Origin of the sequence: Streptomyces griseus (genome assembly GCF_001715295.1) — a bacterium.
GTDB lineage: Bacteria > Actinomycetota > Actinomycetes > Streptomycetales > Streptomycetaceae > Streptomyces > Streptomyces griseus_G.
Window position 1 is genome coordinate 462,679 of record NZ_MDKB01000002.1, and the last position, 23,907, is coordinate 486,585.

At 71.8% G+C, this 23,907-nt stretch carries 26 protein-coding genes and 1 tRNA gene; 6 read left to right on the forward strand and 21 right to left on the reverse strand.

From position 1 onward, the window contains the following. Positions 1-31: 31 nt before the first annotated feature. Positions 32-514: a response regulator gene (locus tag BA175_RS08540; protein WP_254667837.1), complete on the reverse strand. Its 483-nt coding sequence runs from the start codon at positions 512-514 to the stop codon at positions 32-34. Between the two features lie 136 nt (positions 515-650). On the opposite strand from BA175_RS08540, the gene BA175_RS08545 reads away from it, so the two are divergent. Next, a tRNA-Arg gene (locus BA175_RS08545) sits at positions 651-722 on the forward strand. A gap of 410 nt (positions 723-1,132) precedes the next feature. On the opposite strand, the gene BA175_RS08550 is transcribed toward BA175_RS08545, so the two are convergent. After that, positions 1,133-1,474, reverse strand: a complete 342-nt coding sequence (locus BA175_RS08550; RefSeq protein ID WP_368073312.1) for a type II toxin-antitoxin system VapC family toxin — start codon at positions 1,472-1,474, stop codon at positions 1,133-1,135. 287 nt (positions 1,475-1,761) lie between these two features. Beyond that, positions 1,762-2,445, reverse strand: a complete 684-nt coding sequence (locus BA175_RS08555) for an ATP-binding protein (protein WP_254667838.1) — start codon at positions 2,443-2,445, stop codon at positions 1,762-1,764. 200 nt (positions 2,446-2,645) lie between these two features. On the opposite strand from BA175_RS08555, the gene BA175_RS08560 reads away from it, so the two are divergent. From BA175_RS08560 to BA175_RS08570, 3 genes are all read left to right on the forward strand, one after another. Next, positions 2,646-3,530 carry a helix-turn-helix domain-containing protein gene (locus BA175_RS08560; RefSeq protein WP_069170695.1) on the forward strand — a complete coding sequence of 295 codons (885 nt, stop codon included), beginning with the start codon at positions 2,646-2,648 and terminating at the stop codon, positions 3,528-3,530. Then, complete coding sequence (locus tag BA175_RS08565; RefSeq protein WP_069170696.1) at positions 3,527-3,730, forward strand: DUF397 domain-containing protein; 204 nt, start codon at positions 3,527-3,529, stop codon at positions 3,728-3,730. Before BA175_RS08560 ends, BA175_RS08565 begins: the two co-directional genes overlap by 4 nt. Before the next feature lie 411 nt (positions 3,731-4,141). Further along, positions 4,142-4,777: a hypothetical protein gene (locus BA175_RS08570; RefSeq protein WP_254667839.1), complete on the forward strand. Its 636-nt coding sequence runs from the start codon at positions 4,142-4,144 to the stop codon at positions 4,775-4,777. 101 nt (positions 4,778-4,878) lie between these two features. Here the strand turns inward: BA175_RS08570 and BA175_RS08575 are convergent, their stop codons facing one another. Both BA175_RS08575 and BA175_RS08580 read right to left on the reverse strand, forming a co-directional pair. Further along, positions 4,879-5,196, reverse strand: a complete 318-nt coding sequence (locus BA175_RS08575; protein WP_069170697.1) for a helix-turn-helix domain-containing protein — start codon at positions 5,194-5,196, stop codon at positions 4,879-4,881. Continuing rightward, positions 5,193-5,555, reverse strand: a complete 363-nt coding sequence (locus BA175_RS08580; RefSeq protein WP_069170698.1) for a type II toxin-antitoxin system RelE/ParE family toxin — start codon at positions 5,553-5,555, stop codon at positions 5,193-5,195. Before BA175_RS08580 ends, BA175_RS08575 begins: the two co-directional genes overlap by 4 nt. A gap of 118 nt (positions 5,556-5,673) precedes the next feature. Between BA175_RS08580 and BA175_RS32295 the strand changes: the two genes are divergently transcribed. Beyond that, positions 5,674-6,048, forward strand: coding sequence for a DUF397 domain-containing protein (locus BA175_RS32295; RefSeq protein WP_438947322.1), 375 nt, complete (start codon positions 5,674-5,676; stop codon positions 6,046-6,048). A gap of 86 nt (positions 6,049-6,134) precedes the next feature. Here the strand turns inward: BA175_RS32295 and BA175_RS08585 are convergent, their stop codons facing one another. Continuing rightward, on the reverse strand, positions 6,135-7,991 hold the full coding sequence (locus BA175_RS08585; RefSeq protein WP_069170699.1) for a DUF262 domain-containing protein: 1,857 nt from the start codon (positions 7,989-7,991) through the stop codon (positions 6,135-6,137). A gap of 428 nt (positions 7,992-8,419) precedes the next feature. Here BA175_RS08585 and BA175_RS08590 point away from each other — a divergent pair, with 428 nt between their 5' ends. Further along, a complete protein-coding gene (locus BA175_RS08590) occupies positions 8,420-8,680 on the forward strand; it encodes a hypothetical protein (protein ID WP_254667840.1) in 261 nt (86 codons plus the stop codon). Positions 8,681-9,191: 511 nt separating this feature from the next. Here BA175_RS08590 and BA175_RS08595 read toward each other — a convergent pair. The 15 genes from BA175_RS08595 to BA175_RS08665 all read right to left on the reverse strand — a co-directional run bounded on the left by BA175_RS08595 (position 9,192) and on the right by BA175_RS08665 (position 23,497). After that, on the reverse strand, positions 9,192-9,923 hold the full coding sequence (locus BA175_RS08595; RefSeq protein ID WP_069170700.1) for a DUF7873 family protein: 732 nt from the start codon (positions 9,921-9,923) through the stop codon (positions 9,192-9,194). A gap of 76 nt (positions 9,924-9,999) precedes the next feature. Continuing rightward, positions 10,000-10,536 carry a DUF488 domain-containing protein gene (locus BA175_RS08600; RefSeq protein WP_069170701.1) on the reverse strand — a complete coding sequence of 179 codons (537 nt, stop codon included), beginning with the start codon at positions 10,534-10,536 and terminating at the stop codon, positions 10,000-10,002. 409 nt (positions 10,537-10,945) lie between these two features. Continuing rightward, complete coding sequence (locus tag BA175_RS08605; protein ID WP_368073316.1) at positions 10,946-11,617, reverse strand: DUF1772 domain-containing protein; 672 nt, start codon at positions 11,615-11,617, stop codon at positions 10,946-10,948. Positions 11,618-11,683: 66 nt separating this feature from the next. After that, positions 11,684-12,586: an alpha/beta hydrolase gene (locus tag BA175_RS08610; protein ID WP_069170703.1), complete on the reverse strand. Its 903-nt coding sequence runs from the start codon at positions 12,584-12,586 to the stop codon at positions 11,684-11,686. Then, positions 12,583-13,392, reverse strand: a complete 810-nt coding sequence (locus tag BA175_RS08615) for an indole-3-glycerol phosphate synthase (protein ID WP_069170704.1) — start codon at positions 13,390-13,392, stop codon at positions 12,583-12,585. The genes BA175_RS08610 and BA175_RS08615 overlap by 4 nt, the downstream gene beginning before the upstream one ends. Further along, positions 13,389-14,222 carry a hypothetical protein gene (locus BA175_RS08620; RefSeq protein ID WP_069170705.1) on the reverse strand — a complete coding sequence of 278 codons (834 nt, stop codon included), beginning with the start codon at positions 14,220-14,222 and terminating at the stop codon, positions 13,389-13,391. The genes BA175_RS08615 and BA175_RS08620 overlap by 4 nt, the downstream gene beginning before the upstream one ends. Then, positions 14,219-15,364, reverse strand: a complete 1,146-nt coding sequence (locus BA175_RS08625; RefSeq protein ID WP_079159464.1) for an acyl-CoA dehydrogenase family protein — start codon at positions 15,362-15,364, stop codon at positions 14,219-14,221. The genes BA175_RS08620 and BA175_RS08625 overlap by 4 nt, the downstream gene beginning before the upstream one ends. A 384-nt stretch (positions 15,365-15,748) precedes the next feature. Beyond that, positions 15,749-16,123, reverse strand: coding sequence for an ectoine synthase (locus tag BA175_RS08630; RefSeq protein ID WP_069170706.1), 375 nt, complete (start codon positions 16,121-16,123; stop codon positions 15,749-15,751). Further along, a complete protein-coding gene (gene trpA, locus BA175_RS08635; protein WP_069170707.1) occupies positions 16,104-16,949 on the reverse strand; it encodes a tryptophan synthase subunit alpha in 846 nt (281 codons plus the stop codon). The genes BA175_RS08630 and trpA overlap by 20 nt, the downstream gene beginning before the upstream one ends. Beyond that, on the reverse strand, positions 16,939-17,970 hold the full coding sequence (locus BA175_RS08640) for a hypothetical protein (protein ID WP_069170708.1): 1,032 nt from the start codon (positions 17,968-17,970) through the stop codon (positions 16,939-16,941). The genes trpA and BA175_RS08640 overlap by 11 nt, the downstream gene beginning before the upstream one ends. Positions 17,971-17,973: 3 nt before the next feature. Next, on the reverse strand, positions 17,974-18,237 hold the full coding sequence (locus BA175_RS08645; protein WP_069170709.1) for a phosphopantetheine-binding protein: 264 nt from the start codon (positions 18,235-18,237) through the stop codon (positions 17,974-17,976). 231 nt (positions 18,238-18,468) lie between these two features. After that, the gene (locus BA175_RS08650; protein ID WP_069170710.1) at positions 18,469-19,992 is read right to left on the reverse strand and encodes an AMP-binding protein; all 1,524 of its coding nucleotides are present in this window, start codon (positions 19,990-19,992) and stop codon (positions 18,469-18,471) included. Next, the gene (locus BA175_RS08655; RefSeq protein ID WP_069170711.1) at positions 19,989-20,843 is read right to left on the reverse strand and encodes a MaoC/PaaZ C-terminal domain-containing protein; all 855 of its coding nucleotides are present in this window, start codon (positions 20,841-20,843) and stop codon (positions 19,989-19,991) included. Before BA175_RS08655 ends, BA175_RS08650 begins: the two co-directional genes overlap by 4 nt. Continuing rightward, positions 20,840-22,105 carry a beta-ketoacyl-[acyl-carrier-protein] synthase family protein gene (locus BA175_RS08660; protein WP_069170712.1) on the reverse strand — a complete coding sequence of 422 codons (1,266 nt, stop codon included), beginning with the start codon at positions 22,103-22,105 and terminating at the stop codon, positions 20,840-20,842. The genes BA175_RS08655 and BA175_RS08660 overlap by 4 nt, the downstream gene beginning before the upstream one ends. Positions 22,106-22,282: 177 nt before the next feature. Then, positions 22,283-23,497 carry an aminotransferase class I/II-fold pyridoxal phosphate-dependent enzyme gene (locus tag BA175_RS08665; protein ID WP_069170713.1) on the reverse strand — a complete coding sequence of 405 codons (1,215 nt, stop codon included), beginning with the start codon at positions 23,495-23,497 and terminating at the stop codon, positions 22,283-22,285. Between the last annotated feature and the right edge of the window lie 410 nt (positions 23,498-23,907).

Genomic DNA, 23,907 nt, shown 5'->3' on the forward strand with positions numbered 1-23,907 from the left:
GTGGGTGGGCGCGGGCCCCCAGCCGGTCCGGTCACCCGGCAGCGCTCCCCGCCCTCCCGGCCCCGCGACAGCCGTCGAGCGGCGGCGGATCGCCCCGGTGCGCGAGCCGGCGCACCATCCGTACGAGCTCCCCCGGCTCGAACGGCTTCGCCAGGAAGGCGTCCACCCCGGCGGTCACGCCGGAGTCCACCTCGCACGGCGTGCAGGCACTGACGACGGCGACGGGGAGATGGCTGGTACGCGGATCGGAACGCAGCCGGACAGCGGTCTGTATGCCGTCGAGCCGCGGCATGACGACGTCGAGCGTGATCACGTCCGGGCAGACGCGGTGCACGAGGTCCAGACACTCGACGCCGTCGGCCGCGGTCACTACCTCGAAGCCCTCCAGCTCGAGGTTGACCCTGATCAGCTGCCGGATGGCCTCGTTGTCGTCGACAACAAGCACACGGCCGTACGCCCCTGGCACCCTTCGAGAGTAGGTCGGCCGGAGGGGCTGCGTCCGGGTTTTGCCCACTTCCGCCCCCCGGAGTGCGACCGTCGTCGACTTCGGGGCGGCCTCACTCCGGAGCCGACGACGCGCAAAACCTGTTCCCGGCCACCCTGTCGGAGCTGGTAGGGTTTCACTCGTCGCCGCCGAGCGCAGCGACATCGCCCCCGTAGCTCAGGGGATAGAGCATCGGCCTCCGGAGCCGGGTGCGCAGGTTCGAATCCTGCCGGGGGCACTTCGCAGGAAGTGCCGAAAAGACCCTCTGATCAGTGGAAACGCTGATCAGGGGGTCTTTTCCATGTGTCGGCGTGCCCTGAAGCTGAGGTGGTCCCCCGCCGGGGGCTCGGGTCACCCTCGGGCGCACGTACTCTTCCGCCGCGCATCCGGGTGGCCCGAGGAAGAGATGACGCCACTCCTCCGGGTGTGCTGGAACTCCGTTGCAGGCTCGACGAGTGACACCCCGAGGTGGCCCAGGTGTACGGCAGTGATTCCGCCGCCCCCTGCACCGGTTACCGCATCACCCGGCAGTACAAGCTCTTCCGGCCGTCGAGGACATGCGCGCCCGGCGACCCGCTCCAGCCGCGCGTCGCGGGAGTCGGGACGGCAGGCGCCCGCCGTCCCGACTCCCGAGGGACGGCGTACGGGTCAGACCCGCACGGTCCGTACGTCGTACAGCGGGATCCAGGCGTTCCGGGTGACCAGGACCATCTCTTCGGCCTGCGCCTGCGCGACGCGTATCCGGTCGAAGGGGTCGGTGTGCACCATCGGCAGCCGGCCCGCACGCACCCCGTGGGCAGCCATGACGGGCACACTGGTCAAAGGCAGGTCGCGCACCTGCTCCGCCAGTTCGCCCAGCCCTTCGAGCTCGCCGAGGTACTGCTCGACGGTGATCTCCCAGGGGGACACCGCACTGATGTACACGGCAGGCTCGGTGTCGATCAGGTACTTGACCCGGCCGGGCAGTTGTGGGCATCGGCCATCCACCACAGGACGACGCGGGTATCGAGCAGCAATCTCATCAACGCATCGCCATCGCTTCGGCGAAGCCGGTACGGGGTCGTCGAGGCCCGCGGGGATACGAACGCGTCCCCGAAGCGAGCCACGGCCCTGGCGGAGCACCGGCGCCCGTGCGGGGAGCGGCCTCCGCACCGGTTCACCTGCCTCGCCGACCACGACGAGTCGGCGGTCGATCATCTGCAGCAATGTGCCGGTGAACCGGGGCCGGGCCCACGCCGTACGGCACCTCCGCCGACGTAACCTCTCCCGCAGCCACCTCACGACGTACTCACCGGGCCCGCCGCGGGCCGAGTCCGACTCCCGACTGCACGGGCGCCCTCGGCGTGCACTCCCCCGATCCGCACAGTCACCGGTTCTCCGGCTTGCAGCCGCAGGGCGGGGCCTTCGTCCAGGCCGACGATGACGGAAAGCCCACCCGAGGCGTACCGCTCACTCCGCACGCTGCGGACCGTTCGCCAGGCTCCTCCGACTCGTACGCTCTGACCGGCCCGGATGGTTACTGCCGCGATGTCCGTCCTTCCGGGCAGCGGGACGATGCCCGGGGCCAGCAGTTCAGCCCACACCGTCTTGCCGATGCCGTCCTGCCGTTCGTCCACCCCCCAGCGGTGGGCCAGGGCCTCCACGAGCAGCAGTCCACGCCCCGTCGTGGCCAACTCGCCGGGCCGTTGCACCACCGGCCGCCCCTCTCCCGCGTCACTCACCTCCAGCCGCAGCAGCCCACCACGCCCCCGGCATTCGATCCGAACCCCGATCATCCGGTCCTCGGGTACCTGGACGTGCAGGGCGTTGGTCACCAGCTCGGAAAGCACCAACTCCCCCGCCTCGCACACCGTTTGTGCAGCCCGCCACTCGCCGAGCGAGGCGCGCAGGACCGCTCGCGCCCTCGAGACGCTGCTGCGGCTGCGCACCAACTTGAACTTCACCTCGCACGGTTCACTCACGCCTGCTCCCAGAGGGTTGCGGTTCGGTCGGAGCCCCTTGCGAACGCGCACCATCCGCAACGCAGGGCGTCGTTGCCGACGCAAGCAGAATGGGCGAGCACGGAGCGAAACTGCAACGTTGCTGATAGCTTCAGCACCTTTTTTCACTCTTTCGGGAAACCTCGCCCTCTCCGAGCAGCCACTTTGATAGAGGTGGGTCCATGCACACGAAGAGCGCCACGGCAAACCCGTCAACCGTTCTTGGTCGCCAACTCGGAGACGAGTTGCGTCGATTGCGGGAGGCGGCCGGACTGACCACCACTCAGGCAGCCGATGCTCTCGACTGCACCAAGGGCAAGATCAGCCGGATCGAGAACGGACGCGTGGCTGTCCGTCTACCCGACCTCACCGCGATGCTCCACGCCTACGCGGTCTCGGACGACGAGGTCCGCGAGCGCCTCACCTCGCTTGCCCGCAAGGCCAATCGCAGGCGGCGGGAGGGCTGGTGGAACCAGTACGGTGACGTGCTTGCCGACACGTATCGCGACTACATCGCCCTGGAGGCCATGGCCGGGTCGATCCGGACGTTCCAGGCCCAACTCGTGCCCGGCCTGCTCCAGACTCCGGAGTACATTCGGGCAGTGACGGTTGCTTCTCGGCAATGGCAGTCAGCGGACGAAATCGAGAAGTTCGTGCAGGTGCGCCTGGCTCGACAGGAGCGCCTGTACTCCGACAACCCCCTACAGCTGTGGGCCGTGGTGTCGGAGGCTGTACTTCTTCAGCAGGTCGGCGGCTCACACGTCATGAACGCGCAGTTGACACACCTGTTGGCCAGTTCCGAGCGCCCCAATGTGACCATCCAGGTCCTGCCGTTCTCCCGTGGAGCCCATGCGAGTATGTTCGGCCCGTACGTAGTCCTGGGCTTTCCCGAGGAGGGCGCGCTCGAGGTGGTACTGGCGGACAACCCGTCGGGTTCCATGTGGTTGGAGCGGGAAACGGATGTGTCCCGCTACCAAGAGCTGTTCGACGCCGCGCGCACATCAGCGCTCTCGCCGATCGAGTCCCGGGCTGCCATCCATCGCCGGGCCAAGGAGCATCAACCATGAACAGCGCACACCCAAGCACGCCGGACCTGTCGGGCGCGAGGTGGCGCACCAGCACGTACAGCGGCGGCAACAACGAGTGCGTCGAGGTCGCCCCCGGCCTCCCCCATCTCGTTCCCGTCCGCGACAGCAAGCGCCCCGCCGGCCCCGTCGTCGTCTTCGGCCACGACGCCTGGCGTGGTTTCGTCGGCGGGCTGGTCTGACCCCGGGGAGCCCTGCACGGGTGGCCCCGGGCGCTTCCCAACCACCTCCCGCGCCATCTGCCCGTTCAGGACCACCTCCACACCACAGTCGTCGCCCATGAATGCGATGGGGCGGGCAGCAGCGTCAAGCACCTCTGTCTAGTGCCGCGGCAGGCAACGTTTGCCCGTCAAGGAGCGGCGTCGGGTGCGTGCTCTCGGCGTGCCGGCCGGAAGTCCTTGTACTGGACGTACTTGGGCTTTCGGCCGGTGCGGCGAGAGTGCGTGCCGGGCGTCGCGACGGGGCGAACGTTGCCTGTTGCGGCACTAGGGGGGTACGCCCCCACCGGAATGCCCAGCCCGCGCCGGACGAGCCTGGGCGCGAGGGGGGCCGGACTGCCTGTCGTGAGCAGCGGGAAGCGCGATAGAGGACCGATGAAGAACATCAGGAAGACCGGACCGGGCGAGCCGCCCGTACGCCGCCGTCGCATGCCTGTCTCCGTCGTCGTCCTGTCGGCGCTTCTCGCCTGCGCCGCCGCCACGATCGGCCTGGTCTCCTGCGTCACGGAAAGGGTCTCCTCGGACCTGCTGGACAAGGAGATGACCTGCTGCTGGGAAGACGGTGCTACGCCTGCCTGGATGAGCGACCGGATGGGCATTCGCATTCCGGGCACGGCATCGGACCGTCGCGCGGGCTACAAGGTCGGGGAGCGTCACGACACCGGTCTGCTGTCCTTCGTCCTCCCGACCGCCGAGGCGGAGACGTACACCGGCCGGCTCATCCCGGACGGCACCGAGATGATCAAAAATATCCATCCCGAGGAGAAGGACTACCGCCCTGCGGCAGCGTTCGGTCACCTCGGGCTGGCTGAGCCGGAAACGCCGGTCCAGGGCCTGCGGAGAATCAGCCTGTGCCCGGACGACCTCGCGACCCCGGAGGGCAGGTACCTCCGACGCTGCGTCGACCTCTTCGCCCATGAGTTCACACCGGGCACCACGCGGATCTACGTCCGGTCGACCATCGAACCGTCCGTGACGCCCCCACCCGCGCCCGCGAGTAAGGCCCCGTAGTAGCGCTGAGGGGCATGTCACGTCCGTCGGGTCTACGGCATGTTGCGGCTCCCCACGCGGGGGAAGCCTCAGGGTGGGCCGGAGGGGGAGGTGCGCCGCTGTCAGGCGATGGCGGAGATGTCTCCGTCGTCGAAGTAGATCGCCTGATGCAGACGCCCACCCAGAGCGGCCGCGAAACGGGCAAGGACATCCTGCCCTGAGACGTTGCCGCGTTCGATCTGCGACACCCGCCCCTTGGTAATGCCCATCCGGTCGGCCACCTGCTGCTGCGTGAGACCTCGTGCCCGCCGCAGTTCCGCCAGGCGACGCCCGGTGACTTCGGCCAGAAGCTCCTCCTTGCCCGCGCGCACGGCCTCCTCGCCGCCGACGCGCGCAATATGCTCGGCGCGGATGTCCAGCCAGCGCGTGTACCCGCTCACGGTTGCCCTCCTTCTTCCTGAGCCCGTTCCTTTTCGTACGTCTCATGACGCTGCTCGGCCAGGGGAATCGCTTCCCGGTACCACTCATTCCATCGGCTCGCCTTGCCTCCCGCAACCAGCAGAATGCTGCATCGCCACGGGTCGAAAGCGAACAGGATCCGCACCGTGCCAGGACGTAACTCCTTCAGGTTGGCCATCGACGAGCCATGGATGGTGTCCACCAGCGGGCGTCCCAGCCCTGGGCCTCCCTCCGCCAATGCATCCAGCGCCTGCACCACCCGGGCAAGAGTCTGACCGTCGAGACCGCTGATCCACTCACGCACCGCGTCCGCGAGGAAGATCTCCCACTCTTTGTCCACAGAGCGAGTAGAGCCATTCCTATACTCCGAAGCGCACGAAGACGTAGTCGGTGCGGAGACGGATCCTCGGGTCGTAGCTCCTGGTGACGGAATGCGGGGCGTACGCGAAACACTGGCCATGGCGAGGTGGCGCACCAGCACGTACAGCCGTGGCAATAACGAGTGCGTCGAGGTAGCCGGCAACCTCCCCCACCTCGTCCTAGTCAGCGACAGCAAGCGTCCCGCCAGCCCCGTCGTCGCCTTCGGCCACGACGCCTGGCGTGCGTTCGTCGGCGGGCCGGTCTGGCCCCGGACAGCCCCGCGCGGGTGGCCCGGACGCTTCCCACCACCCGCAGACCATCTGCCCATACCGAGGCCCCGTAGGGCACTGCACGCGTATCTCGACTGGTCGACCAGTGGCTCGCCGCTGCGACCTGGGGTCACCGCCCTCCGCGCGCCGTCGCAGGGGCAACAGCGCGGCGGAGTCGTCCTCCTGGACAAGCCTCTCTCGTAGGACTGTCGGCACAGCCGAAGGGCATGATCCCGGAGCTGCGGCGTGCCGAACAAGGGGGCCTGCGGCGTGTGCCTGCGTGTCGGGTATCAGCGCTCCGCGGGAGACGGGACGCCGTTCTGCAGGTCGTTCTCAGCCGCCTGGATCGCCTCCCCGGGCCGCTGCCCCGGAATGTGGTCGTCGACCACCGGCTTTCCCATCGCCGTGGCGATGTGTTCCTGAAGCACCCTCCGCCGCTTCTCGAAGAAGGCGTCGAAGTCGTCGGCCCGCATCAGCCCGGGGTCCGCGAGGTGCGTCTCGACGCGCCGCTCCACACTCTCCGGGCTGGTCTCGGCCGCCTTGGCGAGCCGCTGCAGATAGTCGGACGGCGCGTGGCCACCGATGATCCGGTTGGTCCGTGCCGTCAAGGGAGCCTTGTTGACGATGGAGTTGTAGACGGAACGCTCGTGTCCGTTCTTCTGGCACCACGCCTGCGGGAAGATGTGATGGATGTCCATCGTCTCGTCGAAGTAGACGCTCACCTCCGCCTTCTCCCCCGTACGCCAGTCCGTTGCGCCCGCCTTGAGCAGGAGCGCGTAGATCCCCTTGTAGGCGGCGCTCTGCCGAGTACGCAGGGTCAGCAGGCGGCTGGCCGCGAACTGAGCCTGGGTGACCGTGCGGGGTTCCTGCGTCGATCCGCGGATCCAGTCGACGACGTCGGGGAGGTCGAGGTTGAACCGGGTCTCGGTGGTGCCGCCGTACAACTCGCCGAACACCCCGCACCAGTACCAGCGGGCCAGCTTCTCCTGCGCACCCGCGGTCTCCGCGTCCTTGCCGGCGAGGGCCAAGATCGCCGCGAGGGGGATGAGCTGCGTGCCGTACGGCAGGAACCGGGTGTCGAAGACGAACTGCTGGCGCAGGAATTTGGCGGCGGCCTTGAAGCCGGCGACGACATCGGGGGCGTACCGCCGGTAGTCCTCCAGGCCCAGCACGAGCATCTCCTTGCGCTTGCACCCGATGCGCGGCAGACGTTCCTCGTCCGTGCCGGCCTCCTCCTCCCGGCGCCGCCGCTCGGCAGTGGCGAGGAGAGTGACCGCCTGGAGGAAGTCGGTGTTGGAGACGTCTTCCAGGATGGCGTATTCGGGCGCTTCCCAGGCGGAACGGCACTCGCGCCAGTGGCGTCGCAGATCGAACTCGTCGGCGGCGTACGTCGCCGTCAGCAGCTCGAAGACGGTGAGGGTGACTCCCCCCGTGTTGACCTTCTCGAAGACCTGGCAGACCGCCTGCCGTGGAGTGCCCCTGCCGAGTTCGATGACCGGGAAGTGGTAGAGGTCGAACGACTTGATGAAGCTGTCGCGGAAGCGGTACCAGAGCTCCATCGCGTCCGGTGCGAAACTGCAGTGGCGGGCGAAACCGTCGCCCCATGAGTTGTCGAAGAGACTGTGCAGCGGGAAGACGCGGTGCTGGTACTCCAACTCCCGGGTCGAATAATCCTCCAGGATCTCGCCCCGGAAGTTGACCACCTTGCGCGCGGGCGGAATGAAGCGGATCGCCTCCTCGCGATCCTCGTTCTCGTCGAGCGCCTTGACCATGTCGACGTAGAACCAGCCGCTCACCCGGCGTTTACGCTCGTCCTGGGTCTCCACCGGGCTGTTCATCGCGAGCGACTGGAACAGCGACGTGAGCCGCTGCTGTCCATCCAGAATCAGCGACTCCGGTTGCGCCTGCCCGCTCGGGGACGCTCCCTCGATCGGCCTGTACTTGAACCGGACATCTCCGCCGCCCTGGAGCAGCATCACCGTCCCGATCGGGTAGTTGAGAGACACCGAGGCCAGCAGACTCGCGATGTTGGGCCAGGGCCAGACCCAGCCACGCTGGAATTCAGGCAACTGAATCTTCCCCGCCCCGACCTGCCCCAGCAGATCCCGCAAGGGCCGCTTGTCGATGCTGAAGGTCTCTGTCGCCACATCTTCTCCTTGTGCACCACAACACGTGCGTCGGCGCCGGCTCATCGGGGACGAGGGGGTGGAGCGCTCAGGAATCGCCCGGCTTCGATCCCGTCGGCCACCGGCTCATGACTTACCTCTCCCACCCTGCCCGAGCCTCTGCGCTTCGTCCTCCTTCTTGGTCATTTTGCCCCCGGAGCCGAGACGCCCGGGCCGGAACTCAGCGTGCGGGAAGCAGCGGTGAAAGGAACCGGCTCGGCTCACCGTGCCAGGTGAAGGCGAGTGCGTCACAGGCCCGGGTGGCCGGGACGAAGAGCAACGAGCGCGCCCGGTGCGGTTCGCACCGGTGGCGGCTCGGATCAGTACGTTCCCACGCGTCCACGGAGGTGCGGGGCACAGAGCCCCTCGGCCCCCCACACCGGTGATGATTCGGCAGCGATACTCCCGAGATGACCTGCTGCTGGGAGATGAAGGACTACCGCCCTGCGGCAGCGTTCGGCCATCTCGGCCTGCCCGAACCGGAGATGTTCGTCAAGGGCCTGCGGAGAACCAGCCTGTGCCCGGACGACCTCGCGACCCCGCAGGGCAGGTACCTCCGACGCTGCGTCGACCTCTTCGCCCATGAGTTCACACCGGGCACCAAGCGGATCTACGTCCGGTCGACCATCGAACCGCCCGTGACGCCACCACCGGCGAGCAAGGCTCCGTAAGGGTGGTCCCGGCCGCCGTGCACCTCTCGGACCGCGGAAGACGCCGGACGTGGTGGAGGCCGGACGTGGCGGGGCCCGGGAGTCGTATCCAGCTCCCGGGCCCCTGGGGTTGCCACCCAATTGCGCGTGCCAGCACCGTTTAAGAGTGCGGATCAGTCGTCAGACCGTCGCGTTCTTCCATTGAACTACCGCGCCGTGCAGAGGCGCAGGCCGGATTCGAACCAGCACTCGACGGTGTGCGTCCGTACTCGGTCGGTCTGGCAATCGGCGGCGATACTGAAGCTGGAGCGAGAGTCTGAGTGTGATCGCGGCTGCCTCTGCCATGTTGGGCCACCCCGGCGTGTGGAGCCGGGGGGAGGACTCGAACCTCCACCGTCACCGCGTCTTCAGGCTGAACGTCAGTTTCAGCTTGCGCTCATCACCCGAGGCGGACCTCATTCCGCCTCGCGCATGGTGCGCACCCCCACGACATGCGCGGGGGCGTTCTGTGGGTGCCGCCTCGCGCCCGGCCTCAGCCGAACAGGTAGCCGAACACCGCGTCGCCGACCCGCCGGTCGGTGACCTCGACGCCGTTGGCCTCCTCACGGGCGAACTTCACCGCGTGCTGGAGCTTCTCGACCCGGTCCAGCAGTTCGTTGACCCGCCGGGCCGGCAGCGCCCCGGAGTACTTCACGGTGGTCCAGTACCCGATCGGCACGTCCTCGTAGTACACGTCGACCTGCGCCGGGTGCTTGTCGGTCGCCTCGGCCTTGACGTGGTTGCGCGGGACCTTCTTCGTACGGATCGTGCGGACCGGGTCGGTCCTCCACCAGTCCGTCGACGGGTCGGGCGACCACGACTCGGAGGCGTCGAGCGTCGGGAGCTTCTTCACGAAGGTGTGCAGGTCGGTGAGCTGCTTCTCCAGGAAGAGGAGGTAGCTGACCGGGACCTCGGCCACGACCGTGCGACCGTCGACGGTGACGTCCGCACGGGCCGAGCAGTTGGCCCAGTCCTTCGTCGCGGTCACGTCGAACAGCCGGGTCAGCGACGCCGACATCTCCCGCAGTACGTCCTCGGCCTGGACCTGCACCCGTGTCGACTCGGGCGGCAGCTGCTCGCCCTCCTCGTCCTTGGGCTGGTACGTACGCGAGATACCGGCCAGATGTACGGGCTTCTGCACCTTGTGGTGGGCCGCGGTGATGTCCTGGAGCGACTTGCTCTTGACACCCTTCTCCACGGCGATGATCTGGTTGAGCTTCGCCACTTCGCCCCCTTCGAATGGCAGGAACCTACCGCACGGACGTCGCGCACCCGTACGGTTTTACGCTCCGTGAGGGGCGCTACGGTGCCGGGTACGTCACCCGCCCGTCGACGCCGACCTGCGGCTCGGCACCCCAGGCGCCCAGTTCGTGGAGGCGCGTCCCGTCCCCGTCCATGATGTGGAGGACCCTCCAGCCACGGGCGGTGAGCGTGTTCGCGATCAGGAGGCGGTGACAGCGCCACGGCATCGGCTCGCCGCACATGACGGCGACGCGACCGCGCTCCGCGAGGGAGGTGAGGCGGGTGATGCCCTGCTCGTACGCCGGAAGCAGGGTGTAGTCGGCGTAGTTCCTGAAACCGGTGTTGTGCCAGCCCGCGTTGACGGCGGGGTCCACGTCCTGCTTGCGTCGCCGGCCACCGAGTTCGTCCAGGTACACGTAGTCGATCCCGGCCCGCTCCAGCCATCCGCGCATCGTCCCGCCGCAGAACTGCGGGCTGCGGCGGGAGCCGGGGTGCGCCCGGACGTCGGCCAGTACGTCGATGCGCTGGGCGTCCAGAAGGCCGATGAACGTCTCCTCCGGGCACGTCCAGTGCCCGACCGTCCAGATCTCACGCATCGCACCCCTCCTGCCGAAGGCCGCGCGCCGGGGCCGCCCGGGCCATGATGCCCGGGCCGCGTCCGGAGGACGGGGAGACATGCGGCCCGCGCCGCGGGTCGCATGTCCGCTGCGCCCGGCGCGGCCCATCCCGCGCGCACGGGAAGAGGCGGGTCGCCCAGCCCCACCGATACCGGCCCGCGGTCGCCGAAAGGGATCGACGTATTCACCGCCGGAACATGTGCACGTGCAAAGCATGGCCACGGAAAGGACGGTGATTTCCCGTCCTTCCAGTCCCGGTGAAAACGGCGCTTCCGTTTTTCCGAAGGGTTGTCACTTCCGTTCCCCGACAGGCCCGGTCACCGCGTCTTCATGACGGGCTTTCCCTTTCCGGGCCCCGCCCGTTCCCGCGGGCGGGGCCCGCAGGTCATCACCGGGGGAACGACCCGGACACCCGGCCGTAGCGGAGCACGGCGGAGCACAGGGCCCCGAGGCTGACGACGCACAGGAGGGTGCGGACGACGTTGGCCGGCACCCAGACCGACTTGAAGTCCTCGATCACCGCCGGGAGGTCCTCGGCGGTCGCCGGGTTGCCGAGGTCCGCCAGTTCCGCGTTGAGCGGGAGGTTGACCGCGACCGTGATCACCAGCACCGCCAGGTAGCAGACGGCCGCGACGACCAGGGGCACCGCCACCGCGAGCCGCTTCCTGCGGAAGGCCACGATCGCGGAGGCGACCGTCAGGCCCAGCGCGGCGATGAAGACGAGGCCGAACAGCCCGCTGCCGTCGATCACCGCGTTGAAGCGCTGCATGGCCACCGCGTACGTGCGGTCGTCCAGCTCCGCGAGACCCGGCATGACGGAGACGTCGTAGGCGAAGAACAACCCGGCCATCAGCCCGGTGCACAGCACGGAGGCCACCAGTAAGGGGCCGAAGACCCGTTCACGCGTCGGGGAAGGCGGGGGCGGGTAGCCGGGGTACACCGAGGAAGAGGGGCTGTGGGGTGGGTAGTGGCTCACGTTGCCGTCCTGTCGATCGGGTGGGCTTTTCCCGGCTTCCTGTGGACGGTGCGCGCAGAGAACACACCGTACGCATCGCTCAATTGATCATCCCAGCAGGTGCATGTCCCCGAGGTCCATGCTTCACACGCTCGATCACATACGAGCTCGTCACCGCGCGGGTGCCGGGACGGCCGCGAGGCACTCCTCCAGGAACGCCAGGGCGCGGGAGTGGTAGAGGGGCGCGGCCAGTCCGAGACTGAGGTTGTGGCCGGCCTCCGGGACGCGTTCGACGACGGGCGGGCGGGTACGGGTGAAGCAGGCCGCCACAGCGGCCAGTTCGTCCTCGTGCAGGTCCCACCAGCCCTCGTACTCCCCGAAGGTGAGCCGTACGGGGCAGTGCACCCGCGCCGCCGCCGCCGGGAAACGGGCGGGCCACAGGGCCGTCTCGTCGTCCTCGGCGGCCGGGACGTCACGGAGCAGGGAGCGGCTGGCGCGGAAGGTGCCGCCCGGGTAGAGCCTGAGCGGCCCCCAGTTGAGCTCGCCCGCGCCGCCGGCCAGGGTGTCGGGGAAGTGTGCCGCCGCCGAGGAGTAGTGCCAGCCGCACCCGTTGAGGTCGAGTCCCAGGAGCCGGTCCGCGGGGGTGTCGCCCCAGGGCTCTCCCGCCAGGTGCAGGGCGGTCTTGCCTCCGTCGGAGTGACCGAGCAGGAAGAAGCCGGCCCCGACGGGATCGGTTTCGGCGTAGTCGGCGAGTACCCGGCGCAGCAGCCGGGCCTGGGCGGCCAGCGGCAGCCCGAGGGGGAACGAGGAACGGGACAGGCCGTAGCCGGGCCGCTCCACCGCCAGGACGGTGTGGCCGAGGGAGGACGCCAGGGCGATCAGGGAGGTGTGCGGGGCGACCGGCCCGGCGAAGTAGCCGGGGGACATGCCCCTGCCGTGGACGGCGACGAGCACCGCCCGGGGGGTGCCGTCGGCCGGTGCGGCCCGCCAGGCGCCGAGCCGGTGGCGGCCGCGGCCGAGCACGATCCGTTCCACCCCGTCGGTGGCGGGGCTCTGTGCCGGGCCGGCCGTCACGCGGGCACTCCTTCCGCCTCGGCGGCGGGACCGTCCGGAAGCAGCGGCCCGGGGACGGCCGCGGGCGGTCCGGCCGGGGAGGGCGCGGCCGGCGGTACGGCGGGGCCGACGGCGCGCCCCGCGCGGTGGGCGTCGAACTCCCGCAGCCAGGACTCCACGTCGGTGGCGCGCAGGAGCGAGGTGCCGACGAGCAGGGCCGCGTACCCCTCCGCGAGCAGCCCGGCAGCTGCCTCGGGACCGTTCACCGCGCTGGCGCTGACCGGGCAGAGGGTGCCCGCGGCCCGTACGGCGGGCAGCAGGGACCGGCTGCGCTCCACATCCCCCGCGTCGCGCTCCCTGGCGGCGATGTCCTTGTTGTTGACCGCGATGACGCAGTGGTGCGGGTCGGGGAGCCCTGCCGCCTCCTCGGCACGGGTGATCTCCACGAAGGGGGTGAGACCGAGTGCGTGGCACTCCCCGGCGAGGCTGTGCAGGGCCTCGGGGGGCAGCAGTGCGGCCGTCAGCAGTACCGCGGAGGCGCCGGCGCCGGCCGCGGCGGTGAGCTGGTCGCGGCGGGTGACGAAGTCCTTGAGCAGGACGGGAACGCGGACCCGGGCGGTGACCTCGTCCAGCATGGCGGGCGATCCGCCGAACCACCGGCCGGTCACGACGGACACGCAGGGGGCTCCGGCCCGCTCGTAGACGGCGGCCATGTCTCCGGGGGCACGGCCGCGCAACAGGTCCGCGCCGTGCGCGTCCCGGGCCTTCACTTCCATGATCAGGGGGCGTCCCGCGCCGAGGAGCGCGGAGAGGAAGGGCGGGGTCATGTCGGCTTCCCTGGGGAGGTGACGGATGCGGAAGGGGTGTCCGTGGGCGGCCGGGGGCCGGACGGGGCGGCCACGGCACGGGGGTGAACGGCGTACGGAGCGTCCGCCCCGGCCGGGAGCGCCGGTGAGCCCCGCCCGCCGGTCCAGGCCCGGTCCAGGGCGGCGACCTGTGCGGGGCCGAGCAGGCCGTCGCCGCCCCGGGCGGCGCCGTCGACGTCCACGCCCCGGAAGCCCGGGTGGGCCGCGAGTGCCGGGGCGCGCACCGCGTCGGCCGCGGTGAGGCCGCCCGCCAGCAGGAAGGGCAGCCCCAGGCGGGGCAGCAGGTGTTCCAGCGCCTCCGGCGGGATGCGGTGACCGGTGCTGCCGACCGACCCCCCGGGGGTGGCGGCGTCGACGAGGAACAGGTCGGTGCCCGCCCGCGCGTAGGCCCCGAGGAAGGGGCGTTCGGCGCACTGCCCGTCGAGGACGTGGACGGCCTTGACGACGACCGCCTCGGGCAGCGCGGCGCGCAGGGCGGCGACGGCTCCGGGCGGCTGGTAGGCGTGGAGCTGGATCCAGCGGATCCCGGCGGCCCGGGCCACCCGGCCGAGGCGGTCGGCGTCGTGCAGGAAGGTGACGAGGACGGGTTCGGCGCGGCCCCCGGAGCGGACGGCGTCCGCCATCCCGGCCAGGGCGGGGCCGGTCAGCTGGTGGGCGCCGCCCTCGACGCCGTACCAGAGGCCGACCAGGTCGGCCCGCGCCGCGGCGGCGGCCGCCTCCTCGGGCCGGGTGGCGCCGCACACCTTCAGCAGTGGCCGGGGCGCCGGTGGGGCTGCGTCCGGGTTGCTCATCCCCCCAGCCCCAGGGTCGAGGCCACCCGGTTGTACTGGATGTCGTTGGTCCCGGAGTAGAGGGTGCCCGCGACCGCCGCGCGCAGGTCCTTCTCCAGACCGACCTCGGAGAGGTAGCCCGCGCCGCCGAAGACGCGGATCGCCGACAGGCTGGTGGACAGGGCGGCCTCGCTGGCGAGGATCTTGGTGATGGCGAGGTCGGCCGTGACGTCCTCGCCGGCCGAGAGCCGCTCGGCCGTGTCGTACAGCCACTTGGCCGCCGTCTCGGTACGGATCTTCATGTCGACCACCCGGTGCGAGACCGCCTGGTAGTCGCCGATGGGGTGGCCGAAGGCGCGGCGTTCGCGGGCGTAGGAGACGGCGCGCTCCAGCCGGTGGCGCATCTCGCCGAGGCCGACGGTGAACCCGAAGAGGATCTCGCGCTTCATCACGTGGTCGAGGACGAACAGCCCGCCACCGACCCGGCCGAGGACGCGGTCGGCCGGTACCCGGCAGCCGTCGAGGTGGAGGGTGGACAACGGGGCCGTGCGCAGGCCCATCTTGGCGGTCGGGCCGCCCACCGAGAGGCCGGGCGTGCCGCGTTCGACGAGGAAGGCGGTCGTGCCGAGCGGGCCGCCGTCGGGGTGGGTACGGGCGTAGACGACGAAGACGTCGGCGATCGGCCCGTTGCTCACGAACGCCTTGCCGCCGGTGAGTACGTGGTCCGTGCCGTCGCGCTCGGCTCGGGTGGTCATCGCCATCGCGTCCGAACCGCTGTCGGGTTCGGTGATGGCATGGGCGCCGATCAGCTCCCCGGCGCAGATGCCGGGCAGGAAGCGCTCCCGCTGGGCGTCCGTCCCGAAGGCGGCGAGCGGCACACCGGTGCTGGCCATCGAGGTCGTCGCACAGAAGCTGAGTCCGGTCTCGCGGCAGGTCTCGCCGAGGGTCTCCAGGACGTGCAGCGTGGTGAGGAGGGACTGGCCGGCGCCGCCCCACCGTTCGGGGAAGGGCAGCCCCAGGACGCCGCTCCCGCTCAGCGAACGCCAGCGGGCCGGGTCGAAGGCGGACCGGGCGTCCGCCTCGACGTGTCCTTCGCTCAGGGCCTTGCCCCACTGGGCCATGCCGGCGCACAGCGCCTGCTGATCTGCGTTGCGGTGCCTCACTGCGGAGCCTTCCGTACGGGCCGTGCGGGTGGCCTCGGTCGGTTGCGGACGTGGTACGTGACGACGGGTGACCTGCCCGGGGGGGCAGGCCGTCGCCGGACGGGCGGGCGCCCGGGGAGGCGCCCGGCGGACGGCGGTCGGTGCCGGGACCGGCGAGGTCTGCCCCGCGCCGGACGGTGCGACGGGGCGAAGCCTGCCGGGTGCGGCCCAAGGCCCTGTTTCGAAAGGATCGTCGTCTGCCCGAAGGGCAGGTCCGGGGGCGTCCGGTGCGTGCGATCGCACGGCGGCGGGTCGTCCCGATACCGGATGTATCGGGATGATCCGACAACGCGGCGCGTGCGCGTGCCAGGCGTCGCCGGGCGGACGGTACTTTCGAAACACGGCCTAGTAGGCCGAGGAGACGTTCTCGTCGAGGCGGTGGACCTCGTCACCCCGGAGCGCGGGGGCGAAGACACAGACCAGACGCAGGTCCTCGTGGGGCGAGGCGATCAGGAAGTGCGGGTCGTTGTTGTCCAGCGAGTAGAGGACGCCCGGCGTCAGCGGGTGGCTGGTGCCGTCGAGCTCCACCACCTCCCCGGATCCCTCGATGCAGTAGCAGGTCTCCAGGTGGTTGCGGTACTCCAGCCGTGACTTGGTCCCGGCCCGCACGGTGGTGTCGGTGACGCTGTAACCCAGCCCGTCGGCGTCCAGGACGAAGCGGCGGCTGAGTCCGTTGCCCCAGTCGACGGTCTTCACGCTCTCAAGTCTGCGGATGATCACGGGTGTCCTCCTCTGGACGTGGGGTGATGGGACGGCCGAGGGCGGCGATGAAGGAGCGGTAGGCGTCGACCGGGTCCGTCCCGGCCTCGCGGGCCCGCTCCACCACCGCCACTCCGGCGGAACCGACGATCGCCGCGTCCGCGCCGCTCAGCGCGACGGAGACGAGATCCTCGGCGGCGGACACCCCGAAGCCGACGGCTATCGGGGAGGCGGTGAGGTCGCGCAGGGCGCCGACGAACGGGGCCAGTGCGGCGTGCCCGCCCGGGGGCGTGCCGGCGCCGCTGCGTCCGTAGCGCGCGACCAGGTAGAGGTAGCCGGTGGCGTGGGCCGCCGCCTCGGCCACGGTGGCCGGGGAGCTCTCCGGATAGCAGGTGGTGACCTCGGGAAGCCCGGCGTCACGCAGCGCCTCGCGATGGGCGGTGCGCAGCCGCGGGGGGAGCCCGTGTGCGAGCAGGGCGTCGGCGCCGCTGTCCGCCACGGTCCGCGCGTAGCCGGCGGGCGGCGCGTGGCGCAGGCTGTGGCTCCAGTCGGCGAGCACGGCGATGCGCAGGCGCTTGAGGGTGGGGCGTACGGCCGCGACGAAGGCGAGGGTCTCGGCGAGGCCGACGCCTTCGGCCAGCGCCCGGTCGGCGGAGCGCCGGACGACCGGACCGTCGGTGGGTGAGCCGGGGAAGGGGACGGCCAGTTCGAGGCAGTCGACGTCCGACTCGTCCAGCACGGCGACGAGGTCGGTCAGGACGGGCAGGGGCGGGTCTCCGGCGTTCAGGAAGACGGCCAGGCCCAGTTCGCCGCGGGCCCGGGCCTCGGGGAAGAACTCAGCCGGCACGGCTTCCTCCTCGCGCGTGGGCCGTGGTGAGACGTTCCAGCAGTCCGAGCGCGGCCCCGTCGTCGAGTGCGTCGCCCGCTTCGGCGACCGCCGCGCCCCAGTCGTCGCGGTGCCCGGAGGCGACGGCGAGCGCGGCCGCGTTGAGCTGCAGGGTGGCGCGCAGGGGAGCGCCCGCCCGGCCGGTCAGCACGGCCCGGAAGTGTTCGGCCGCCTCCTCCGCTGCGACGGGTGCGAGGTCGACGAGCGTGCCGTCCGCGGGGACCAGCGCGCCCGCGGGGAGCGCCTGTGTGCCGCCGTCCGGGAGGTGGACCGTGTTGTCGGTGACGCTGAGCAGTTCGTCCGCACCGGCCGGGTTGGTGGTCAGCCAGGTCACCGGGGCGCCCGGCCGGGCGGCGAGGGCGCGGATCGTGGGCGGGGGTTCGGGGGCGGAGACCCCGGTGACCTGGGCGGCCACCGGGACGGCCGCCAGGAAGGGGCCGAGGGTGTTGAGGAAGCGGCCGAAGACCCGCATGGGGGTCGGCACCGCGAGGAGAGCGAGCCGGGTGAGCTGGACCGGGTAGACGAACGGGCCGGTGAAGGCGATGCCGTGGGCGGCCAGTTGGTCGCCGGTGTGGTCGAGGGACGAGGTGAGGGGGACGCCGAGGCGGTCCAGGAGGTCGACCGAACCGGTCCGGGAGGTGTGGGCCCGCGAGCCGGACTTCACGACGTGGACGCCGGTGGCGGCGGCCAGCAGGGCGGATGCCGTGGACAGGTTGACGGTCGGCGGGCCGCCGCCGGTGCCCACCACGTTGACGGTGCCGGGCCAGGGCGCGGACGGCCGGGCCGGGCGTCGCCGGTCCAGGGCGTCCAGGAGCGCGAGCAGGCTCGGGCCGTCGGGGAGCGCCGCCGTGAGCGAGGCGAGCAGGGCGAGGGCGTCGGCACGTTCCAGCGCTCCGCCGGCCAGCGCCTCCCACAGGGCGTCCCACTGGTCCGCGTCGGCCGGGGCCCTCCGGTCGACGAGCGGGACGAGGGCGGAGTGCACGGGTCAGCCGCCCGTGACGGGGGCGCTCTGGGAGCGCGCGACGTAGGCGTCGATGGCCGCGACGCTGCGGAAGTTCTCCGGGTCGAGGTCGGTGTCGCCGACGGCGAGCTGGAAGTGGTGCTCGACCCAGGCGATCAGCTTGAGCACGCCGAGGCTGTCGATCGCGCCGTCGCCCAGGAGGTCCTGGTCGTGCGGCAGCTGGGAGGGGGTGAGGTCGGGCAGGAACTCCCGGACGATGTACTCGCTGATCCGGTCGGCGTTGCTCACGAGGTGCTCCTTGGCGGGTCGTTCGTACGGGTTGGCGTACGGAGAGGGCTGTGCGGACGGCGCACCGGGGGCGCGGGCCCCACGGACGGCGTACGGAGGGGCTGTGCGTGCGGCGCCCCGCGTGTGCTGGTGAGGCGGACGGAGAGGGCTGTGCGGGCGTGCGGCGAGGGCGGCGCCCCCGGGGGGCGGGCCCCGCGGGTCCGGGAGGGGGTTGCCGGTGGGCGGCCCCCGTCAGGGCCCGGTACCGACCGCCGCGGCGGGCTGCCGGGGCGCTGCGGGGAGCATCGCGGCCAGGGCGCGCCGGTCCACCTTCCCGGTCCCGGTGCGGGGCAGGGGCTCGCGTACCGGGACGAGGACGGCGGGTACCCAGCCGCGCGGCAGCCGGGCGGAGCAGTGCCGCTTGAGGTCGAGGCTGGTGGCGGCGGAGCCGGGGTCCAGCCGGACCACGGCGATCAGGCGGCGGCCCTCGACCTGGTCGGGCACGGTCGTCACCCCGGACTCCAGGACGTCCGGGTGGCCGAGCATCACCCGCTCGACCTCGGCGGTGTTGACGGCGACGCCGCGGATCTTGACCTGGTGGTCGAGGCGTCCGACGAGCCTGAGGACCCCGTCGGCGTCCGTCTCGGCGAGGTCGCCGGTACGGAACCAGCGTGTCCGCGCACCGGAGGACCCGTCGGCCGGGTCGGTGGTGAACTTCTCGGCGGTACGGGCGGGGTCGGGGTAGCCGGTGCTCTGGAAGGGTGTGGAGACCTCGAGTTCGCCCCGGCCGGGGCCGGGGAGCAGACGGCCCTCGGAGTCCCGCAGCCGGACGCGAACGCCCGGCAGCGGGCGGCCCAGCGGTGGCGGGGAGGGCAGCGGCCGGTCCCGGTCGATCTCGTGGATCAGGCTGTCGTTGGTCTCGGTGCAGCCGTAGATGTTGTGCAGTCGCGCGGTGGGGGCGAGGGCCGCGAGGTCGGCGAGGGTCTGCTCGGGCATCACGTCCCCGGTGAACACCGCGTGGCGGACGCTCTCCAGCGGACCGCCGCCCTCCGCCCGGGCGGCGGCCGACACCAGCGCGTAGAAGAGCGGTACCGCCTGGACCACCTCGATCCGGTGGGTGCGCAGCAGGCCCAGCAGCCGGGGGGCGCCGGCCGCGACCGCCGGGTCCACCAGGACGGCCTGGCCTCCGTGGGCGAGGGTGGTCCACACGTCCAGCAGGCACAGGTCGAAGTTGAGCGGCGCGTAGTTGAGGACGGGGGTGCCCTCGACGATGCCGAAGGCGTCGGCGGCCCAGCGGGTGAAGGCGTCCACCCCGGTGTGCGGCAGGGGGACCGCCTTGGGGATCCCCGTGGAGCCCGAGGTGGTGAGGACGAAGCCGGTGCCGGGCGGGACGGCCCCCGCCCGGCCGCCGGCGGGCCCCGGGGGCAGGGCCGTGACCGTCCGCTCCGTGTACGCGTACCGGCAGCCCGCCTCGGCGGTCACCGCGGCGAGGTGACCGGACGGCAGGGTGGGTGACGGGAGCAGGGCCGGGTAGCCGGAGGCGAGGCAGGCGAGGACGGTGGCGACGGTCCGGGGCGACTTGGCGTCGAGGACCGCCACCGTGGCGCCCGGGGGGACGCGCTCCGCGAGCCGGGCGCGGACGGCGGCGGTCTCGTCGGCCAGTTCCCGGTAGGTGGTGGCGGCTCCGTTCCACCACAGGGCGGGTGCGTCGGGGATCTTCGCGGCCCAGCGGAGAACGGCGTTCGCCGTCTCGCCGTGCAGGTCGGCCTCGGTCATCGGTTCCCTCCCTCTGCGGGTCCCAGGCGGATCCAGCCCCCCTTGACGGCGGCGGCGCCCTGGGAGCGGACGGTGAACAGGACGGTGTCGCCGGGGCCGGGTGGCGCCGCCGGCGGGGTGATCCCGAGGGTGGTGTCCGTGCCGGGCAGCACCGGGCGGGCGAAGCGGGCGCCGAGCGCCCGGATCCGGTCGGCGTGTCCGTCGGCGTACCGCTCGGCGACCTCCTCGACGGCCAGGGAGACCAGCGCCATACCGTGGGCGATGACGTCGGGGAATCCCGCCTCCCGGCCGGCGGCCGGATCGAGGTGGACGGGGTTGAGGTCCCCGGCGGCCTCGCCGTAGCGGGCGATCCACCCGCGGTCGATCGTGACGGCGCGGTCCACCGGGGCTCCGGGTGCCTCCAGGCGGGGCGCGGCCGACGGTGCGACGGTGCCGTACGGCTCGACGGTGCGGAGGCCGGCCAGCAGGATGTGGGCCGTCAGACCGGCCAGTTCGGCACCGGTCTCCCGGTCGGTGAGGCTGGTGCGCAGGGCGAGCCTGGTGCCCTTGGGTTCGACGCGCGCCCCGAGCACTTCCGCCCGGGCGTCGGTGAGGGTGCCCGGCCGCAGCGGCGCGTGCAGTTCGATCTCCTGCGCGAGGTGGACCAGGGAGTACGGGCCGAGGCCCGAGGCGAGTGCGGTGACGGTGCGTTCGGCGAGCGGATGGGTGAGGACGAACGCGGCGAGGGGGCCCGCGTCGGGCCGGGTGGGCTCCGCCCGGCCGACGGCCAGGCGCGTCACGGTCCGGTAGTGGTGGGCAGCCGCGTCGGACAGCGGGGCGGCCGGGTCGAGGAGGGGGCCGGGGGACGTCATGCGGGGGTCACCACCAGGCTGCTGTTGTGACCGCCGAAGCCGAAGGAGTTGGTCAGCGCGGGGCCGGGTGCGACGGTCCGGGAACTGCCGTGCACCACGTCGATCTCCATCTCGGGTTCCGTTCGTGTGTGGTTGGCGGTGGGGGGCACCTCACCCGCGTTCATCGACAGGACGGCGACGACGAGTTCCACGGCTCCGGCCGCTCCGATGAGGTGGCCGAGGACCCCCTTGCTGGCGGTCACCGGAGGCCCGTACGGCCCGAAGACCTTGGCCAGGGCGGCCGCTTCGGCCCGGTCGTTGTGCACGGTGGCGGTGCCGTGGGCGTTGACGTGGGCGATGTCGGCGGGGACCAGTCCGGCGTCGGCGAGGGCGCCGGACATGGCGTCGGCGGCGAAGGCGCCGTCCGGGTGCGGGGCGGACAGGTGGTACGCGTCCGAGGTGGCGGCGTACCCGGCGACGTGGCCGTGGACGCGTGCGCCCCGGGCCCGGGCGTCCTCGGCCCGCTCCAGGACCACGAACGCGGCCCCTTCCCCCATGACGAATCCGTCCCTGCTCTCGTCGAAGGGGCGGCAGGCGGTCGCGGCGTCCGTGCGGGTGGAGGCGGCGTTGAGGTTGCCGAAGCCGGCGAGGGTGATCGGGGTGAGGGTGGCCTCGCAGCCCCCCGCGATCACCAGGTCGGCACGGTGGTCCCGGAGCATCGCGGCACCCAGGCCGATGGCGTCCGCACCGCTGGCGCAGGTGGTACTGACGGTGAGGGCCGGACCGTGCCAGCCCAGCTGGAGGGCGATCTGCGCGGCGGCCGCGTTGGGCATCGTCATCAGGGGCATCATCGGGCGGACGCCCTGGGGACCCCGCTCGGCGAAGCTGACGGACTCGGCGTCGCTGGTGGTGCGCCCGCCGACGGCGTTGCCGACGACGACGGCGCAGCGGGCGGCGGAGGCCTCGGGGAGCCCGGCGTCGGCGTGCGCGGCGAGGGCGGCGGCCAGTCCGTACCGGGCGAAGGGGTCGAGCCGCTGGGCGGCCTTGCTCGCCAGCGCCCGCTGCCAGGACCGGTCGGGGCCGCCGTCGGTGAGGCCCCGCACCCGGCAGCCGATGCGGATGCGGTGGTGCGTGGTGTCGAAGTGGGTCAGGCCGACGGCGAGGGAGCGGCCGGCCGAGACCGCGGCCCACAGCTCCCCGGTCGTGCAGCCGGCCGGGGTGACGGCGCCCATTCCGCTGATGGCGACGGCCGTTCGGGCGGGACGTTCCGCCGGAGTACGCATGGTCTGTTCTCTCCTTCCCGTTCCGGCGGCCTGGGGCCGGCCGGGGCACGCGGCCTGCTGCTCATCGCTCCGGGGCGGCCGCCGGCAGGACACGGTGGCGAAACCCGCGCGGCTCCCCGGACGCGCGGGGGTGTGGATGTGGTCCCGTCGCCGCTCCGGGCCGGCGGGCGCCCGCGGTCAGGCGGCCGGCAGACCGCACTCCCCCGCCGCCTTGAGGAACGCCTCGGCCGCGAACTCCACGTCGGCGTCCGTGTGCCGGGCGGTGACCGCGATGCGCAGCCGGGCCAGGTCCCGCGGGACGGCGGGGGTCACCACCGGCAGGCCGACGACACCGAGCCGGCGGGCGGCGGTCGCCAGGTCGTAGGCGGCCTCGTCCGTGCCGGCGATGAGCGGCACGACGGCCGTCTCGCTGTCGCCCGTGCGCATCCCGCCCGCCCCCACCAGTTCCCGGAAGCGTGCTCCGTGGCGCTGGACGCGGGCGACGAGTCCGGGTTCGGCGCGCAGCACGCGGAGCGCCTCCAGGGCGGCTGCGGCCGACGCGGGGGCGAGCGCGGCGGAGAAGAGGAACGGCCGGGCCGCGTAGCGGAGATGGCCGATCAGTTCGGCGGAGCCGGCGACCCAGCCGCCCATGGAGGGAATGGCCTTGGAGAGGGTGCCGAGTTTGACGTCGACCCGCACCCGGCGGTCGAAGTGCTCCTCTATACCCATGCCGGTACGGCCGATGACGCCCAGCGCGTGCGCCTCGTCGGTCATCAGCAGCGCCTCGTGGGAGTCGCAGACCTCGCGCAGCCGTGGAAGCGGCGCGATGTCACCGTCCATCGAGTAGACGCTGTCGACGATCACCAGACGGACCCCGCCGGGCGCGGCGGCCTCCAGACGACGCGAGAGGTGGTCGGTGTCGTTGTGCCGGAAGCGGACCACGGTGGCCCCGCTGAGCTTGCACCCGTCCACGATGCTGGCGTGGGCGTACTTGTCGACGAAGACCGTGTCGCCCGGGCCCACCAGGGCACCGATCGTCCCGACGTTGGCGGCGTAGCCCGAGCCGAAGACGATGGCCCGTTCGCGGTCCGCGACCGTGGCGACCTCCGCCTCCAGCTCCTCGTGGAGCGGGATGGATCCCGCGAGCGCCCGCACCCCGTGGTTGCCGGTGCCGTAACGGGCGGCGGCCTCCTGGGCGGCCGCGACCACCCGCTCGTCCCCGGAGAGGCCGAGGTAGCTGTACCCCGACATCATCAGCAGCCGCCGGCCGTCGAGGTCGACGTAGGCCGAGTCGCGCTCGGCGGTGTAGGGGACGAAGCTGTTGCGGCGCTCGGCGTCCCACTCCAGCGAGGCCACGCGGCGCGCAGTTGCTTCGAGCTTGTGCGTGATTCTCCCCCACCCTGCGGATGCCATCGGCCGTCCTCTCGTTCGTGGCGTCCGTCGCACCCGGTGCAACGGTCTGGCGTGCCCCGAATTCAACGCGCGTCACGCAATCGGGGCGCAACACGGAAGCAAGATCAAGTATTCGGCGGGAGAAGTGGCATTGGACGGTTCACCGGATTCATCAATCCTTAACGTCTGCAACTTTGTTAGGCAGTTGACACACCCTCCCTTTTGCAGAGAATGCTGTTTACTCTGTTGTGGAGAAGTTTTGACCAAGCTCCCTCCGTACCGCCTCACTCCTGGCACGGAACCCCCAGTTCCGCCATACGGTCCACGAGACCGACCCCAGACCGTACGCACGAAACCGCACGCCGCACGCCAGCAAGTCGGCTTCCGTCGGGCACACCGGCGAGGGAGCCGCCTCAACCTCTCGGGGGGGA

Excerpts from the sequence above, each read along its gene's own strand:
- BA175_RS08565 (WP_069170696.1), top strand. The coding sequence starts at position 3,527 with ATGAACAGCGCACACCCAAGCACGCCGGACCTGTCGGGCGCGAGGTGG.
- BA175_RS08660 (WP_069170712.1), bottom strand. The coding sequence starts at position 22,105 with ATGCGTACTCCGGCGGAACGTCCCGCCCGAACGGCCGTCGCCATCAGC.
- BA175_RS32295 (WP_438947322.1), top strand. The coding sequence starts at position 5,674 with ATGGCGAGGTGGCGCACCAGCACGTACAGCCGTGGCAATAACGAGTGC.
- BA175_RS08650 (WP_069170710.1), bottom strand. The coding sequence starts at position 19,992 with ATGACCGAGGCCGACCTGCACGGCGAGACGGCGAACGCCGTTCTCCGC.
- BA175_RS08600 (WP_069170701.1), bottom strand. The coding sequence starts at position 10,536 with ATGCGTGAGATCTGGACGGTCGGGCACTGGACGTGCCCGGAGGAGACG.
- BA175_RS08655 (WP_069170711.1), bottom strand. The coding sequence starts at position 20,843 with ATGACGTCCCCCGGCCCCCTCCTCGACCCGGCCGCCCCGCTGTCCGAC.
- BA175_RS08665 (WP_069170713.1), bottom strand. The coding sequence starts at position 23,497 with ATGGCATCCGCAGGGTGGGGGAGAATCACGCACAAGCTCGAAGCAACT.
- BA175_RS08560 (WP_069170695.1), top strand. The coding sequence starts at position 2,646 with ATGCACACGAAGAGCGCCACGGCAAACCCGTCAACCGTTCTTGGTCGC.
- BA175_RS08615 (WP_069170704.1), bottom strand. The coding sequence starts at position 13,392 with ATGACCCCGCCCTTCCTCTCCGCGCTCCTCGGCGCGGGACGCCCCCTG.
- BA175_RS08570 (WP_254667839.1), top strand. The coding sequence starts at position 4,142 with ATGAAGAACATCAGGAAGACCGGACCGGGCGAGCCGCCCGTACGCCGC.
- BA175_RS08620 (WP_069170705.1), bottom strand. The coding sequence starts at position 14,222 with ATGAGCAACCCGGACGCAGCCCCACCGGCGCCCCGGCCACTGCTGAAG.
- BA175_RS08590 (WP_254667840.1), top strand. The coding sequence starts at position 8,420 with ATGACCTGCTGCTGGGAGATGAAGGACTACCGCCCTGCGGCAGCGTTC.